Source organism: Achromobacter sp. (assembly GCF_050285565.1).
In the GTDB taxonomy this organism is placed as follows: domain Bacteria; phylum Pseudomonadota; class Gammaproteobacteria; order Burkholderiales; family Burkholderiaceae_B; genus Achromobacter.
This window is the reverse complement of sequence record NZ_JBLZXG010000005.1, coordinates 197,378-212,333: the sequence shown is the minus strand read 5'-3', so window position 1 is coordinate 212,333 and position 14,956 is coordinate 197,378. Positions and strand designations below refer to the sequence as shown.

Genomic DNA, 14,956 nt, shown 5'->3' with positions numbered 1-14,956 from the left:
CTTCAGGCCTTGCCGAGCCAGACGTGGGCGAAGTTGTTGCGCGAGTGCGACGAGGCATCGGTCACGTTGCGCAATTGCTTGTCCCACACGCCGAACCAGCGGAACTCGAATAGCCCGATCAGCGGCAGGTCGCGCTGCGCCAGCCGTTGCAGTTCGTTGTACTGTTCGATGCGCTTCTTGGGATCGGTCTCGACCTGGGCCGCTTCGATCACGCGGTCCATCTCCGGATTGTTGTAGCCCGACACGTTGTACCAGGGCGTGCCGCGGGCCTCGGCCTTGCTCCAGTAGCGCGTCTCCACGCCCAACTGCGGGTCGATCAGCACCGTGCCCCACGAACTGATTAGCTGGAAGTTGTAGTCGGTGAAAACGTTGCGGGTCCAGGTGGCCAGGTCCAGACCGCGCAGCGTCACGTCGATGCCGATCTTGCGCAACGCCTGCCGCACGAATTCGCCGGTGCGGCGGTAGTCGTCGCCGAACGGGATGTAGTCGTGCGTCAACGCGAAGCGCCAGCCGCCGGCGCCGCGCGGGTAGCCGGCCTCGTCCAGCAGTTTCTCGGCCAGCGCCGGGTCGTAGGGATACTGTTGCACGTCGGGGTTGTGGTAGGGCTTGACCAGCGACGGCACCGGGCTGACGAAGGGTTCGGCGTAGCCATTCCACACGGTCTTGACCAGCGCCTGCTTGTTGACGGCGTGGGCGATGGCCTGGCGCACCTTGAGGTTCGACAGGATCGGGTCGCGCAGGTTGGCTTCCAGCCACAGCCAGGCGGCGAAGCCGTTGTAGCCGGCCGTATCCACGGCCAGCTTGGGCAGCTTGGACAAGCGGGTGGCGTCGGTGAAGGCGACCGGATTGCGTTCGCCGTACGAAACCGCGCCTGTCTCCAGCGCGGTGGCGCGGCCGGAGACGTCGGGCACGATCTTCCAGACGATGCGGTCCAGGAACGGCCGTTCGGGCTGCCAGTAATGCTCGTTGCGCTCGAGCACGATGTAGTTGCCGCGGTTCCATTCCTTGAAGACGAATGGCCCCGTGCCCACCGGCTTGTTGTTGTACGGGTTGTTCTGGATGTCGGTGCCTTCGAACAGGTGGCGCGGCAGGATCGGCGCGCCCAGCGAGTCGATGGCGTTCAGCGCCACCGGCGTGGGCTGCGACAGGTGCAGCACCACGGTATGGTCGTCGGGCGTCTCGACCCGCCGCAGGTACTGGAACACGCGCCGCGCGCTGGGAGCGTGTTTGAGCCAGACTTCCTCGGCCGACCACTTGACGTCGGCGGCGGTGAACGGCTTGCCGTCGTGCCACAGCACGCCCTGGCGCAGCTTGAAGGTGATGGTCTTGCCGTCGTCCGCGACCCGCCAGCTTTCCGCCAGCAGGGGGCGCGGTTTCAGGTCGGGGCCGTACTCCACCAGGCCGTCGAAGATCTTGCTGACCACGGCGCCGGTGGGCGTGGACGAGTTCAGGTAGAAGGCCAGCGTGGGCGGCTCGGGATGCACCACCGCGTTCAGCACGCCGCCCTTGATTGCGCCATCCAGCGTGTTCGGCAGGCTTTGCGTGTCGGCATGGGCGGGCGCCATGATCACGTTGGGGAACAGGGCGCCGACGCCCATCAGCGCGCCGGCGCTCATCAGCCAGCGGCGCAGGGGGTTGACGGCATCCAGCGGCGCGTCGGTGGCGGGCGCCGGGGGCAAGGGCTGGGTCATGCGGATTCCTTTGGTTGTAAGGGGAGCGGCCGCGTCATAAGGCCAGGCTGGTCAGGGCAGGCAGGTCCTCGGGCGCGATGCGCGGCAGGGTGGCGAGCAGTGCGCGCCGCCTGGCATTGCGCACAGTTCGGGCATGAAGGCGCGCGCGCGGTCGAGGAAAAACTCGACTCTAAGCAAGCGGCAAAGCGCGCCGCAAACACTCTTTCGTGATTTGGATATGCCGGCGCGCGCCCCGCCAATAAATAGGGATGGCCCCGTCACGGCGCATATACCGATTCCAAATATCCGCATGAGAAATCCGTCCTTCCGCGCGGCGCGGCGTATCGGTAGGCTGCTTTTTTTTCCTTTTTTGCGCCCTCGCGCCATGCCTGAAGCCGCCGATTCCCCCGTGCTGGCCGGACAAGACGAGTTTGCCCGCGTCGCGCCCGCCGCCCGCACTCATAGCCCGCATGACCCGGTGCGCTGCACGCGCCGCGCGGCCGGCAACCCTTACCCGAACGACGCCGCGCCCGGGCGCGGCGGCCCCCCCTGATCCCAACGCAACGGCATGCCATGGCGAAGAAGCAGATCCTCCTGAACGCGTTCAACATGAACTGCGTCGGCCACATCAACCACGGCCTGTGGACGCATCCACGCGATACCTCGACGCAGTACAAGACGCTCGCTTACTGGACAGACCTGGCCCGCCTGTTGGAACGCGGCCTGTTCGATGGCCTGTTCCTGGCCGACATCGTCGGCGTCTACGACGTCTATCAGGACTCGGCCGACCTGACGTTGCGCGAATCGATCCAGTTGCCGGTCAACGACCCGCTGCTGACGGTTTCGGCCATGGCGGCCGCTACCCGGCACCTGGGCTTCGGCGTAACGGTGAACCTGACCTACGAGGCGCCGTATCTCTTGGCGCGTCGTTTCTCGACCCTGGATCACCTGACCGACGGCCGCATCGGCTGGAACATTGTCACCGGCTACCTGGAAAGCGCGGCGCGCGCCATGGGCCTGTCCGAGCAGATCGCGCACGATGAACGCTACGATCGCGCCGACGAGTTCATGGAGGTGGCCTACAAGCTGTGGGAAGGCAGTTGGAGCGACCACGCCGTGCGCGCCGACCGGCATGCGCGCGTCTATGCCGATCCGGCCGCGGTGCGGCCCATCGACCACCAGGGCAGGTACTACAAGGTTCAGGGCTACCACCTGTCGGAACCGTCGCGCCAGCGCACGCCGGTGCTGTACCAGGCCGGCTCATCGGGCCGCGGCCAGGCCTTCGCGGCGCGCCACGCCGAATGCGTGTTCGTGTCGAGCCAGACCAAGGCAGGCCTGCGCAAACTGGTGGCGGACGTGCGCGAGTCGGTGGCCCGCGCGGGCCGCGACCCGCGCGACATCAAGTTCTTCATGGGGGTGACGGCGGTGGTGGGCCGCACGCAGGCCGAGGCGCGCGAGAAGCATGCGGAGTATCTACGCTATGCCAACCCCGAAGCCGGCCTGGCCCATTACGCCAGCTCCACCGGCATCGACTTTTCGCGCTATGGCGCGGACGAACCGATCCGCTACGTGAAGAACAACGCGATCGAATCGGCGGTGAAGAACCTGACCGTGGCGCGCACCGACCGCACGGTGCGCGACCTGCTGGCCGACATGGCGCTGGGCGGCCGCTACCCGGCACTGGTGGGCAGCGCCTCGCAGGTGGCCGACGCGTTGGTCTCCTGGGTGGAAGAGACGGACATCGATGGCTTCAACCTGGCGAGGACGGTGACGCCGGAGTGCTACGCGGATTTCGTCGATCTGGTGGTGCCGCAGTTGCAGGAGCGAGGGGTCTACAAGACGGCTTATGCGCAGGGCACGCTGCGCGAGAAGCTTTTTGGGGCGGGGCGGGGGCGGTTGCCCGGGGAGCATGCCGCCGGGGAGTATCGGCGGGTGGCAGCTTAGCCTCGGCGGCGGTTCTTGCGCACATATCCTCATACCCACTAAGTATTTTTCCCCAGGATTTCGCAATGACAGAATCCTGTCATCCCATTCGAATCCGGTCGGAAAAACACGATGTCCTTCACCCGCCACCTGCTCACCGCCACCACCCTGGCCCTGACCCTGATCGGTGCGGCCCGCGCCGATACACAAGAGAAAAAGACCATCACCGTCGGCATCTCCGTCGGCACCACCGAGAAGATCTTCGACGTCGTCAAGAAAGTCGCCGCTCGTGACGGCCTGGAGATCAAGTTGGTCAAGTTCAACGACTACCAACTGCCCAACGCCGCGTTGAATGCCGGCGACCTCGATGCCAACGCCTTTCAGCACAAGCCGTTCCTCGACAATCAGATCAAGGCGCGCGGCTTCGACATCGTGCCGGTCGGCCTGACCGTGACCGCGCCGCTGGGGTTCTACTCGCGCAAGATCAAGTCGCTCAACGATCTGCCCGAAGGCGCCTCGGTGGGCATCCAGAACGATCCGTCCAACGGCAACCGCGCGCTGCGCCTGCTGGCCGCCTACAAGCTCATTACCCTCAAACCCGAGGCCGAGGAAAAGAACAACGCCACGCCCTCGGATGTGGTGTCCAACCCGCGCAAGCTCAAGCTGGTGCCGCTGGACGCCGCGCAATTGCCACGCTCGCTCGATGATCTGACCGCCGCGTCCATCAACAACGACTACGCCACCCAGGCCGGGTTGGTGCCGGCGCGCGACGCCATCGGTCGCGAGGCCGCCGACGGGCCCTATGCGAATGTGATCGCGGTGCGCGGCAAGGACCGCGACCAGCCCTGGGTCAAGAAGCTGGTGGCCGCCTACCAGTCGCCCGAAGTGCGCGGCTTCATCGAGAGCGAGTTCAAGGGCTCGCTGATTCCCGCCTTCTGATCCGCCCAGGCGCCACGCACACTTTTCCAACGCAACCCCGGCCATTCAATATGAGCATCCTCACCCTGGCGGGCAGTCCGTCGCAGCGTTCCCGTTCTTCCGCCTTGCTGCGCCATGCGGCGCACTTGCTGCGCGCGCGCGGACTGGGCATCAGTGAACTGGGCCTGCGCGACATTCCCGCCGAAGACCTGGTCGAAGGCCATTACGCCGGGCCCGCCGCGCATGCCTTGCGAGCCCGCGTGGCCGCCGCCGATGCGGTGCTGATCTCGACCCCGGTCTACAAAGCCTCGTTCTCGGGCGGACTGAAGGCAGTGCTGGATCTGCTGGACGAGAAGGCGCTGGCGGGCAAAGTGGTGCTGCCCATCGCCACCGGCGGCAGTCCGGCGCACCTGCTGGCGCTGGAGTATGGCCTCAAGCCGGTGTTGTCGGCACTGGGCGCGCGCCACATCCTGGCGGGCGTCTACGCCACCGACAAGCAGGTGCGGGTCGAGGACGACGGCGCCAGCCACATCGACGATGACGTTCGGGCGCGGCTGGAGGATTCGGTGGAACGCCTGACCGAGCAGTTGCGCCCGCGCGGGGTTGTCGTCAACGAAGCCTTCGATCTTGGCCGGCTCGCCCTCGCGGGCGGCTTCAGTGTCTGACCCGAAAAAGGAGTGTCCATGCGCAGCATGATCTGGATGTCGCGTCTTTCCGTTTTGCGCTGGCTGGCGGCGCTGTTGTGCGCGGCGCTGCTGTGGCCCGCCGCGCACGCGCAGGAGGCCAAGACGCTGCGCATCGGTTTCCAGAAGTACGGCACGCTGACCATCGTGCGCGCCCTGGGCGACCTGGACAAGCGCCTGGCGGCGCGGGGAATCACCGTAAAGTGGACCGAGTTTCCCGCCGGACCGCAGCTGCTGGAAGGGCTGAATGTCGGCTCGATCGACTTCGGCACCGTCGGCGAGGCGCCGCCCGTGTTTGCGCAGGCCGCCGGCGCGGCGCTGGTGTACGTTGGCAACGAGCCGCCGTCGCCGACCAGCGAGGCCATCCTGGTGCCCAAGGATTCGTCGATCAAGAGCGTGGCCGACCTGAAAGGCAAGAAGGTCGCGCTGAACAAGGGTTCCAACGTGCACTACCTGCTGGTCAAGCAGCTGGAGCGGGCCGGCGTGGCCTATGCCGACGTGAACGTGGCTTACCTGACGCCGGCCGATGCGCGCGCCGCGTTCGAGCGCGGTTCGGTCGACGCCTGGGTGATCTGGGATCCGTTCCAGGCGGCGGCCGAGAAGCAGTTGGGCGCGCGGGTACTGGCCGATGGCACCGGCGTGGTCAAGAACTACCAGTTCTTCCTGGCTGCGCGGCCCTATCAGCAGGCGCATCCCGAAGTGATCCAGATCGTGCTGGACGAAATCCGCAAGGGCGACCTGTGGGCGCGCGATCACCGCGCCGAGGCCGTGGCGTTGTTGCAGCCGGTGCTGGGACTGGACCAGGCCGTGGTTGAGTTGGCCGCCGGGCGGCTGGCCTACGGCGTGCAACCGATCACCCGGGAGGTGCTGCTGGAGCAGCAGCAAGTGGCCGACGCGTTCCATGCGCTCAAGCTGATTCCCAAACCCCTCAACGTGTTCGACGCCGCGCCGTCGGGCCTGAAATAGCAAAGGGCAGGCATTCCATGGATGTGTTCTGGTTCATTCCCACCCACGGCGATTCGCGCTACCTCGGCACCAGCCGTGGCGCGCGGGCGGCCGGCTATGACTACTTCCGCCAGGTGGCCGTGGCCGCCGATACGCTCGGTTACGACGGCGTGCTGCTGCCCACCGGGCGCTCCTGCGAGGACGCGTGGGTGGTGGCTTCCAGCCTCATCGGCGCCACGCGCCGCTTGAAGTTTCTGGTGGCGATCCGTCCCGGCGTCAGTTCGCCGCAGTTCTCGGCGCGCATGGCCGCCACCTTCGATCGCCTGTCCGAGGGGCGGCTGCTGGTCAACGTGGTGACCGGCGGAGACCCGGGCGAACTGGAGGGCGACGGCGTCTTCGTCAGCCACGACGAACGCTACGCCATCACCGCCGACTACCTGCGCATCTGGCGCGGCATCCTGGAGAACAGTCACCACGCCGAGGGCTACAGCTTCGAAGGTCAACAACTGGTGTCCAAGGGCGGCAAGGTGATCTACCCGCCGGTGCAGAAGCCCTATCCGCCGCTGTACTTCGGCGGCTCGTCGGAGGCCGCGCACGAACTGGCCGCCGAACAGCTCGACGTATACCTGACCTGGGGCGAGCCGCCCGCGGCGGTGGCCAGGAAGATCGCCGACATCAAGGCGCGCGCCGCGCGGCACGGCCGCTCCGTGCGCTTCGGCATCCGTCTGCACGTCATTGTGCGCGAGACCGAAGCGGCCGCCTGGGCCGCCGCCGACGCCCTCATCAGCCACCTGAGCGAGGATGCCGTGCGCGCCGCGCAGGCGGCGTTCGCGAAGATGGATTCCGAAGGCCAGCGCCGCATGGCGGCGCTGCACGGCGGCAAGCTCAACGACGAGCAGGGCGGCCGCAAGCACCTAGAGATTGCGCCCAACCTGTGGGCCGGCGTGGGCCTGGTGCGCGGTGGCGCGGGCACCGCCCTGGTGGGCGATCCCGCGACGGTGGCGGCGCGCATCCAGGAATACGCCGACCTGGGCATAGAGACCTTCATCTTCTCTGGCTATCCGCACCTGGAAGAGTCGTACCGCTTTGCCGAGCTGGTGTTCCCCCTGCTGCCCGGCAAGGGCGGCAAGCAGGTCGGCAATACCGTGCTGACCGGGCCGTTTGGCGAAGTCATGGCCACCGAACTGGTGCCCAAGGAGGCGGCCAGTTGATGGATGCCGCGCGCAAGCCGGGCTGGCGCGGCGCGCTGGCGCCCTGGCTGGTTCCGCTCCTGATTCTGGGCCTGTGGCAACTGGCCGCGCAGGCCGGCTGGCTGTCCTCGCGCATCCTGCCGGCGCCGTCGGCGGTGGCGGCCGCGGCCTGGTCGCTGGCGGTGTCGGGCGAGCTCTGGCAGCACGTGCGCATCAGCGCGCTGCGGGCGCTGTGGGGCTTGCTGCTGGGCGGCGGGCTGGGCCTGGCGCTGGGCCTGCTGAACGGTTCCTCGCGCACCGCCGAAACCCTGCTGGACACCACCTTGCAAATGATCCGCAACATTCCGGTGCTGGCGCTGATTCCGCTGGTCATCCTGTGGTTCGGCATCGAGGAGACCGCCAAGTTGGCGCTGCTGTCCCTGGGGGTGTTCTTCCCGGTCTACCTGAATACGTTCCACGGCATCCGTTCGGTCGATCCGGCGCTGATCGAGATGGGGCGCTCTTATGGCCTGGCGGGCTGGCCGTTGTATCGCGACGTGATCCTGCCGGGGGCGCTGCCGTCGATCCTGGTGGGCCTGCGTTTCGCGTTGGGACTGGTGTGGGTGATCCTGATCGTGACAGAGACCATTTCCGCGCAGGCCGGCATCGGCTACATGACCATGAACGCGCGCGAGTTCCTGCAGACCGACGTGGTGCTGCTGGGCATTCTGCTGTACGCGCTGCTGGGCAAGGCCGCTGACACCCTGGCGCGGGCGCTGGAGCGCCGCCTGTTGCGTTGGAACCCGGCTTACCGGCCCGCCTGAACGCTTTTCCAGAGACGACATGCCATGGCCAAGATCCAGACCCATCCCGATACCCAGCACGCGCCGGCCAACGGTGCCGCGCCGGCGCGCGCGGCCGATACCGCGCACGCCGTTCAATCCCTGGCCGAGCACTTGGCCGCCAGCGCCGTCGAACGCGACCGCCAGGGCGGCCATGCCGCCGCCGAGCGCGAGCGGATCCGCGCCAGCGGCCTGCTGCGCCTGTCGGTACCGACGCAATATGGCGGCACCGGGGCCAACTGGTCAACGGTGCTGACCGCCGTGCGCACCTTGGCCGAAGCCGACAGCGCGCTGGCGCACCTGTTCGGTTTCCATCACCTGCAGGTGGCCGGCGTGCTGCTATACGGCACGCCCGAACAGCATGAGTACTTCCTGCGGCCCACGGTCGAGCGCGATCTGTTCTGGGGCAATGCGCTCAATCCGCTCGACCGGCGGGTGGTGGCGCGCGTCGAGCGGGACGGCTACCGCATCGACGGCGTCAAGCGCTTCAGCTCCGGCTCGGTCGGGTCTGACCTGTTGACCTTCTCCGCGTGGCACGAGGCTTCGGACACGGCGTTGATCGCCGCGCTGCCCACACGCACCGACGGCATCACCGTCAATCCCGATTGGGATGCCTTCGGCCAGCGCCAGACCGACAGCGGCACGGTGCGCTTCGACCACGTGCGGCTGGATCCGGTGCAGGTGTTGCAGGCTCCCGGCGTCGAACCCGCGCCGCGCGCGACGCTGCGCTCGCAGGTGGCGCAACTGATCATGACCAACCTCTACCTGGGCATCGCCAGCGGCGCGTTGCAGGAGGCGCGCCGCTACGTACGCGACGAGGCGAGGCCGTGGTTCGCGTCCGGCGTGCAGCGCCACGCCGACGATCCCTATGTCCAGGAGCGGTTCGGCGAGTTCTGGTTGCGGGTGCAGGCGGCCCGGGCGCTGGCGGACCAGGCCGGCCAGCGGCTCGACGCGGCGCTGGCACGCGGCCCATCGCTGAGCGCCGACGAGCGCGGCGAGGTGGCGGTGGCCGGCGCCCAGGCCAAGGTGCTGGCGCACCGCGCCGCGCTGGAGGTGGGCAATGGGTTGTTCGATGTCACCGGCGCTTCGTCCACCGCCGCCCCCTATGGCTACGACCGCTACTGGCGCAACGCGCGCGTGCATACGCTGCACGATCCCGTGGCGTACAAGATCCGCGACCTGGGCCGCTACGCGCTGCTCGACCAGATTCCCGAAGCCACCGCGTATTCCTGATGCGCCGCACTTTCCCCATGATTCCGCGATGACCGATCTTTCCTCCCTTCCCGACCTGGCATCCCTGCCCCAGCCGCTGATCCGGCTGGACGCGGTGAGCAAGTCGTTCGCCACGCGCAGCGGCCGCTTCGACGCGGTGCGCAATGTGTCGCTGTCGATCCGCGCCGGCGACACCTTCGGCATCATCGGCAAGAGCGGCGCCGGCAAATCGACCTTGTTGCGCCTGATTAACCTGCTCGAACGGCCGGACGAAGGCACGGTGCGGGTCGGTGGCACCGAGTTGACCGCGCTCGGCAAGCCCGCCCTGCGGGCGGCGCGGCAGAACATCGGCATGATCTTCCAGCAGTTCAATCTGCTGCAGAACGAGACTGTGTTCGAGAACGTGGCCTTTCCCCTGCGCGTGCACGGCGGCCGCGGCCGCGAGCAGATCGCCGCGCGGGTGCGCGACTGCCTGGAGATCGTCGGCCTGACCGACAAGACCGCCAGCCATCCGGCGCAGCTTTCCGGCGGCCAGAAGCAGCGCGTGGCGATCGCGCGCGCGCTGGCCAGCGAGCCGGCGGTGCTGCTGTGCGACGAACCGACCTCGGCGCTCGATCCCGAGACCACGCGCTCGGTGCTGAGCGTGCTGCGCGACATCAACCGGCGCCTGGGCGTGACCATCGTCATCGTCACGCACGAGCTGGCGGTGGTGCGGGCGCTGTGCCGCCACGTGGCGGTGATGGAAAACGGCCAGGTGCTGGAGCAGGCCGAAATCTCCGGCGCCGGCGTGCATCTGACCTCGGCGCTCGGCCGCGAGCTGATCCGCGAGGCCGCCCATCCTTACGAAGAGGTTGCGTGATGTGGGATACCTTTGTGCAATTGCTGCCCGAGCTGGGCGTGGCGGTCGGCCAGACCTTCCTGATGCTGGGCATCGCGCTGGCCGCGTCGATCCTGTTGGGCGGACCGCTGGGCGTGCTGGTATTCCTGACCGGCCCGGGCCAGTCGCTGGACCGCCCGCTGGCGCACCGGCTGTTGAGCTGGACGGTCAATACCGTGCGCTCGTTCCCTTTCATCATCCTGCTGGTGGCGCTGGTGCCGTTCACGCGGGCGATCGCCGGCACCTCCATCGGGCCGGTGGCCGCGGCGGTGCCGCTGTCGTTCGCGGCGATCCCGTATTTCGCCCGGTTGGTCGAACAGTGTCTGCGCGAAGTGCCGCGCGGCGTGATCGAGGCGGCGCATGCGGCGGGCGCCTCGGAATTGCAGATCGTGCGGCGCGTGCTGCTGGTGGAGGCGCGCTCCGGGCTGGTGCTGGCCTTGACCGTGCTGGCGGTGAGCTTTTTGTCGTACTCCGCGGTGGCCGGCGTGGTTGGCGGCGGCGGCATCGGCGACCTGGCCATCCGCTATGGCTATTACCGTTTCCAGACCGACGTGATGGTGCTGACCGTGGCGCTGCTCGTGGTGCTGGTGCAGATCATCCAGTTCGCCGGCAATACCGTCGCGCGACGCATCGACAAACGTTGACTCCGCAAGGAAGGATCCATCCATGAAACGCAAACTCCCGAGCCTGGCGCTGGCCGCCGCCGTCGTCTCGCTGTCCGCCGCCGTGCACGCCGCCGACCCGGCCAAGCGGGAAATCGTCTTCGGCGCCACCGCCGGCCCCTACAGCGACCAGATCAAGCTGGGCATCAAGCCGATCCTGGAAAAGCAGGGCTATACCGTGCGCATCGTCGAGTTCAACGACTATGTGCAGCCTAACTTCGCGCTGGCGCAGGGCGCGCTCGACGCCAACGCCTTCCAGCACATCGTGTACCTGGAGAACTTCGCCGCCAAGAACAAGCTGGCGTTGTCGGAGCTGGTCAAGGTGCCTACCGCGCCCATCGCCATTTACAGCCGCAAGTACAAGAGCGTGGACGCCGCGCCCGAGGGCGCGAGCGTGGCCGTGCCCAACGACCCCACCAACCAGGCGCGCGCGCTGGTGGTGCTGCAGGAACTGGGCTGGATCAAGCTGCGCGACGGTTATGACCCGCTGCGGGTGTCCGAGAAAGATGTGGCCGCGAATCTGAAGAAGATCAAGCTGATTCCGCTGGAGGCGGCGCAGTTGCCGCGCTCGCTGCAAGACACCGATTACTCGTTCGTGAACGGCAACTTCGCGCTGGCCTCGGGCTTGAAGCTGACCGAGGCGCTGGCGCTGGAGAAGACCACGCCCACCTACCAGAACCTGGTGGCGGTGCGCACGGCCGACCTGGACAAGCCCTTCGTCAAGGACATCGCCGCGGCCTACGCCTCGCCCGAATTCCTGGCGGTGACCGAGAAATCGTTCGCCGGCTTCGTCAAGACCGACTATCAGCAGAAGCTGGCGGCGTCCCGCTGAGGACGCGCCGCGCGCGCAGAGCGAACCATGTTCATCCATCCCAACGAGTTCGAACTGTTGCGGCACCTGGACGTGCCGGGGCGCGGCGAGCGCGAGCCGGCCGCCCTCGACGCCGTGCCGGCCCGGGCCGCGTTGCGCGTGACCCTGCGCCAGTTGTCCAAGCGCTATGGCGAGCGCCTGGTGCTCAAGGGGCTGGACCTGGACATCGAGCCGGGGGAATTCGTGGCGGTGGTGGGGCAGAGCGGTTGCGGCAAGAGCACGCTGCTACGCCTGTTGGCCGGGCTGGAAACCCCCAGCGGGGCGCAGGGCGGGGTGCCGGCGCGCTCGCCGGTGCTGTTCGACAATTTTCCGCAATGGTCGGCCGACAGCCGGGTGCGGATGATGTTCCAGGACGCGCGCCTGCTGCCCTGGAAAAGCGTGCTGCGCAACGTGGCGCTGGGCCTGCCGGCGCCGGCCCGGGCGCAGGCGGCCGAGGTCTTGCGTCAGGTCGGCCTCGGCGACCGCGCCGGCGACTGGCCGGCGCAATTGTCGGGCGGCCAGCGTCAGCGCGTGGCGCTGGCCCGGGCGCTGGTGCACCGGCCGGGCCTGCTGCTGTTGGATGAGCCACTGGGCGCGCTGGACGCGTTGACCCGCATCGGCATGCAGCAGTTGATCGAGGATCTCTGGCGCCGGGACGGGTTCACGGCGGTGCTGGTGACGCACGATGTCGGCGAGGCGGTGGCGCTGGCCGACCGCATCCTGGTGATCGACGAGGGGCGCGTGGTGCTGGACGAGCGCGTCGCGCTGGCGCGGCCGCGCCAGCGCGGTTCGGCCGCCTTCGCGGCGCTGGAGGCGCGCGTGCTGCGGGTGGTCATGAAACAGGCGGCGCCGGCGGCGGGGGATGGGCCCCTGGCGCCGGTCATACAGATACGGCACTTGCGGCTCGCGGTCTAGGCCCGGGTCGCCGATGCGGTTTTCCCGGCAAGCGCCACTCCGGCGCGAGCGGGATCCAACGGAAATCTTTCCATTTTCAGGAGCAGAACCATGAGCATTCAATCCATCAACGCCCGCAACCAGTTCCGCGGCAAGATCAAGGAAATCATCCTGGGCCCGGTGGTCTCGGAGGTCGACGTCGACACCCCCGCCGGCATCGTCACCTCGGTCATCACCACCCGTTCGGTCAAGGAACTGGACCTGCAGGTCGGCACCGAGGTGCTGGCCTTCGTCAAGGCCACCGAGGTCTCGGTCGCCAAGCTGTAAACGGGGCCGTTCCAGGGCCGGCCACGGCTCGCAAGCCGTTGCCGCGCAACGGCTTTTTGCGAATATTGCGAACGGTGAGGCAAGCCGTTGTTGTGGTGCCGCAACAAGGCCGGAGCTTTCGCGGGGCGCCGCTGGCTTACGGTTTTTTGACAGTTGGCTATGCCAAAATGACGGGCATTGGGATCGGTGCCCGATCCCGTTTTGTCGGACCTGGAAATTGAACCCCTTGCATTTTGTCCGCTGCGCCGTTTTCGGCGCAGGGATGGCGCTCAGCGCCGCCGCGGCGTCGGCCCCGATTTTTGTCCTGAACTCCCTGGACGCGAACGTCAGCATCGTCGATCCGGCCACCTACACCGAAGTGCGGCGCGTGCCGACGGGCAAGGAGCCGCACCACCTGTATCTCACGCCTGACAAGAAGTCGCTGATGGTCGCCAACGCCACCGGCGACTCGATCACGCTGCTGGATCCCAAGACCGGCGAGGTGCAGCGCACCCTGACCGGCATCGTCGATCCCTACCAGCTGCAGTTCTCGCCGGACATGAAGTGGTTCGTCACGGCCGCCAACCGCCTCGACCACATCGACATCTACGCCTGGCAACCGCTGGAAAAGGGCTTCGACCTGAAACTGGTCAAGCGCATCCCGGCCGGCAAGACGCCCAGCCACATCATGATCGACGCCAAGAGCACCACGGCGTACGTCACGCTGCAGGACAGCGACCAGCTCATCGCCATCGACCTGGCCACGCAGACGCCCAAGTGGACAGTGTCGGTGGGCAAGACCCCTGCCGACGTGTTCCTGACGCCCGACCAGAAGACGCTGCTGGTGGCGCTGACCGGCGATTCCTACGTCGAGGCCTATGACGTCAGCAAGGGCCCGGCCAAGCTGATCTCGCGCATCAAGACCGCCGCCGGCGCGCACGCCTTCCGCGCCCAGGGCGACCAGCGCCACCTGTTCGTCAGCAACCGCACCGCCAATTCCATCAGCCGCATCGACCTGCAGACGCTGGCCGTGGTCGACACCTTCCCGGTGCCGGGCGGGCCCGACTGCATGGATGTGCTGGCCGACGGCAAGACGCTGCTGGTCACCTCGCGCTGGGCCCGCAAGCTCACGGTGGTGGATCTGGAACAGAAAAAAGTGGTCAACCAGGTCAACGTCGGCAAGTCGCCGCACGGCGTCTGGACGCTGAACCATGCGCCGACCCGCTGAACGGCTGGCGCTTGCCGTCTGCCTGGCGCTGACGGCCCAGGCCGTCACGGCGGCCCCGGCCGCCTGTGACAAGCCGGTCTACCTGACCTTCGACACCGGCCACATGGGCGTGGCGCCGCTGATCGCCGACGTGCTGGCGCGCCACCACGTCAAGGTCACCTTCTTCCTGGCCAACGAGCGCACCCTGACCGACGGCAGCAGCCTGGATGACCAATGGGCGCCATGGTGGAAGGCGCGCGCGGCCGAGGGCCACGTGTTCGGCTCGCACACCTACGACCACGTGTACTGGCAGGGCGACCAGCCCGACGGCAAATTCCGCGTCAAGCCCAGCGCCGGGCCCGACACCGGCAAGCGCCAGATCTGGACGGCCGCGCAGTACTGCGCCGAGATCAAGCGTTCCGCCACCCGTTTCACGCAGATGACGGGCAAACAGATGCTGCCGCTGTACCGCGCCCCGGGCGGCAAGACCTCGCCGGCCCTGTTGCGCGCGGCCAAGGCCTGCGGCTACGAGCACGTGGGCTGGGCGCCCGCCGGTTTTCTGGGCGACGAGCTGCCCAGCGACAAATACCCCAACGCCAAGTTGCTGGATCAGGCGCTGCGCACGGTCAAACCGGGCGACATCCTGCTGGCGCACCTGGGCATCTGGTCGCGCCAGGATCCCTGGGCCCCGGCCGTGCTGGAGCCGCTGATTGAAGGCCTGCAGCGCAAGGGCTATTGTTTTGCCACGTTGGACACGCATCCTGCCTACCGCGACTGGATCGCCACGCATCACTGATC

15 protein-coding genes are annotated in these 14,956 nt (G+C 67.6%); 14 read left to right on the top strand and 1 reads right to left on the bottom strand.

Translation table 11 applies throughout. The features are described from left to right. Positions 1-2 precede the first annotated feature (2 nt). Positions 3-1,691 carry an ABC transporter substrate-binding protein gene (locus tag ACN6O8_RS12260; protein WP_427991316.1) on the bottom strand — a complete coding sequence of 563 codons (1,689 nt, stop codon included), beginning with the start codon at positions 1,689-1,691 and terminating at the stop codon, positions 3-5. 552 nt (positions 1,692-2,243) lie between these two features. Between ACN6O8_RS12260 and ACN6O8_RS12255 the strand changes: the two genes are divergently transcribed. The 14 genes from ACN6O8_RS12255 to ACN6O8_RS12190 all read left to right on the top strand — a co-directional run bounded on the left by ACN6O8_RS12255 (position 2,244) and on the right by ACN6O8_RS12190 (position 14,954). Further along, positions 2,244-3,614: an LLM class flavin-dependent oxidoreductase gene (locus ACN6O8_RS12255; RefSeq protein WP_427991315.1), complete on the top strand. Its 1,371-nt coding sequence runs from the start codon at positions 2,244-2,246 to the stop codon at positions 3,612-3,614. Positions 3,615-3,725: 111 nt separating this feature from the next. Continuing rightward, positions 3,726-4,532 carry a MetQ/NlpA family ABC transporter substrate-binding protein gene (locus tag ACN6O8_RS12250; protein WP_427991314.1) on the top strand — a complete coding sequence of 269 codons (807 nt, stop codon included), beginning with the start codon at positions 3,726-3,728 and terminating at the stop codon, positions 4,530-4,532. A 50-nt stretch (positions 4,533-4,582) separates the two neighbouring features. Beyond that, the gene (ssuE, locus tag ACN6O8_RS12245; protein WP_427991313.1) at positions 4,583-5,176 is read left to right on the top strand and encodes an NADPH-dependent FMN reductase; all 594 of its coding nucleotides are present in this window, start codon (positions 4,583-4,585) and stop codon (positions 5,174-5,176) included. Positions 5,177-5,194: 18 nt separating this feature from the next. Beyond that, positions 5,195-6,160, top strand: a complete 966-nt coding sequence (locus tag ACN6O8_RS12240; protein ID WP_427991312.1) for a sulfonate ABC transporter substrate-binding protein — start codon at positions 5,195-5,197, stop codon at positions 6,158-6,160. Positions 6,161-6,177: 17 nt separating this feature from the next. Continuing rightward, positions 6,178-7,350, top strand: coding sequence for an FMNH2-dependent alkanesulfonate monooxygenase (gene ssuD / locus ACN6O8_RS12235; protein WP_427991311.1), 1,173 nt, complete (start codon positions 6,178-6,180; stop codon positions 7,348-7,350). Continuing rightward, positions 7,350-8,132 carry an aliphatic sulfonate ABC transporter permease SsuC gene (ssuC, locus tag ACN6O8_RS12230; RefSeq protein WP_427991310.1) on the top strand — a complete coding sequence of 261 codons (783 nt, stop codon included), beginning with the start codon at positions 7,350-7,352 and terminating at the stop codon, positions 8,130-8,132. Before ssuD ends, ssuC begins: the two co-directional genes overlap by 1 nt. Positions 8,133-8,156: 24 nt before the next feature. Further along, positions 8,157-9,383 carry an acyl-CoA dehydrogenase family protein gene (locus tag ACN6O8_RS12225; RefSeq protein WP_427991309.1) on the top strand — a complete coding sequence of 409 codons (1,227 nt, stop codon included), beginning with the start codon at positions 8,157-8,159 and terminating at the stop codon, positions 9,381-9,383. A gap of 28 nt (positions 9,384-9,411) precedes the next feature. Next, entirely contained in the window at positions 9,412-10,221 is an 810-nt protein-coding gene (locus tag ACN6O8_RS12220) for a methionine ABC transporter ATP-binding protein (protein ID WP_427991308.1), read from the top strand. Beyond that, positions 10,221-10,883, top strand: coding sequence for a methionine ABC transporter permease (locus ACN6O8_RS12215; RefSeq protein ID WP_427991307.1), 663 nt, complete (start codon positions 10,221-10,223; stop codon positions 10,881-10,883). Before ACN6O8_RS12220 ends, ACN6O8_RS12215 begins: the two co-directional genes overlap by 1 nt. 22 nt (positions 10,884-10,905) lie before the next feature. After that, complete coding sequence (locus tag ACN6O8_RS12210; protein ID WP_427991306.1) at positions 10,906-11,733, top strand: MetQ/NlpA family ABC transporter substrate-binding protein; 828 nt, start codon at positions 10,906-10,908, stop codon at positions 11,731-11,733. A gap of 27 nt (positions 11,734-11,760) precedes the next feature. Beyond that, positions 11,761-12,666 (top strand): ATP-binding cassette domain-containing protein, encoded by a 906-nt coding sequence (locus ACN6O8_RS12205; protein ID WP_427991305.1) that lies wholly within the window; start codon positions 11,761-11,763, stop codon positions 12,664-12,666. 90 nt (positions 12,667-12,756) lie between these two features. Next, positions 12,757-12,972 (top strand): TOBE domain-containing protein, encoded by a 216-nt coding sequence (locus ACN6O8_RS12200; protein ID WP_006227327.1) that lies wholly within the window; start codon positions 12,757-12,759, stop codon positions 12,970-12,972. A 262-nt stretch (positions 12,973-13,234) separates the two neighbouring features. Continuing rightward, positions 13,235-14,179 carry a YncE family protein gene (locus ACN6O8_RS12195; protein ID WP_427991304.1) on the top strand — a complete coding sequence of 315 codons (945 nt, stop codon included), beginning with the start codon at positions 13,235-13,237 and terminating at the stop codon, positions 14,177-14,179. Further along, the gene (locus ACN6O8_RS12190; protein WP_427991303.1) at positions 14,163-14,954 is read left to right on the top strand and encodes a polysaccharide deacetylase family protein; all 792 of its coding nucleotides are present in this window, start codon (positions 14,163-14,165) and stop codon (positions 14,952-14,954) included. The genes ACN6O8_RS12195 and ACN6O8_RS12190 overlap by 17 nt, the downstream gene beginning before the upstream one ends. Positions 14,955-14,956 lie beyond the last annotated feature (2 nt).

Bases quoted from the DNA above. Each gene is read 5' to 3' on its own strand.
- ACN6O8_RS12220 (WP_427991308.1), top strand. From the start codon at position 9,412: ATGACCGATCTTTCCTCCCTTCCCGACCTGGCATCCCTGCCCCAGCCG.
- ACN6O8_RS12260 (WP_427991316.1), bottom strand. From the start codon at position 1,691: ATGACCCAGCCCTTGCCCCCGGCGCCCGCCACCGACGCGCCGCTGGAT.
- ACN6O8_RS12205 (WP_427991305.1), top strand. From the start codon at position 11,761: ATGTTCATCCATCCCAACGAGTTCGAACTGTTGCGGCACCTGGACGTG.
- ACN6O8_RS12240 (WP_427991312.1), top strand. From the start codon at position 5,195: ATGCGCAGCATGATCTGGATGTCGCGTCTTTCCGTTTTGCGCTGGCTG.
- ACN6O8_RS12200 (WP_006227327.1), top strand. From the start codon at position 12,757: ATGAGCATTCAATCCATCAACGCCCGCAACCAGTTCCGCGGCAAGATC.
- ACN6O8_RS12250 (WP_427991314.1), top strand. From the start codon at position 3,726: ATGTCCTTCACCCGCCACCTGCTCACCGCCACCACCCTGGCCCTGACC.
- ACN6O8_RS12255 (WP_427991315.1), top strand. From the start codon at position 2,244: ATGGCGAAGAAGCAGATCCTCCTGAACGCGTTCAACATGAACTGCGTC.
- ssuC (WP_427991310.1), top strand. From the start codon at position 7,350: ATGGATGCCGCGCGCAAGCCGGGCTGGCGCGGCGCGCTGGCGCCCTGG.
- ACN6O8_RS12215 (WP_427991307.1), top strand. From the start codon at position 10,221: ATGTGGGATACCTTTGTGCAATTGCTGCCCGAGCTGGGCGTGGCGGTC.
- ssuE (WP_427991313.1), top strand. From the start codon at position 4,583: ATGAGCATCCTCACCCTGGCGGGCAGTCCGTCGCAGCGTTCCCGTTCT.
- ssuD (WP_427991311.1), top strand. From the start codon at position 6,178: ATGGATGTGTTCTGGTTCATTCCCACCCACGGCGATTCGCGCTACCTC.
- ACN6O8_RS12225 (WP_427991309.1), top strand. From the start codon at position 8,157: ATGGCCAAGATCCAGACCCATCCCGATACCCAGCACGCGCCGGCCAAC.
- ACN6O8_RS12210 (WP_427991306.1), top strand. From the start codon at position 10,906: ATGAAACGCAAACTCCCGAGCCTGGCGCTGGCCGCCGCCGTCGTCTCG.
- ACN6O8_RS12195 (WP_427991304.1), top strand. From the start codon at position 13,235: ATGGCGCTCAGCGCCGCCGCGGCGTCGGCCCCGATTTTTGTCCTGAAC.
- ACN6O8_RS12190 (WP_427991303.1), top strand. From the start codon at position 14,163: ATGCGCCGACCCGCTGAACGGCTGGCGCTTGCCGTCTGCCTGGCGCTG.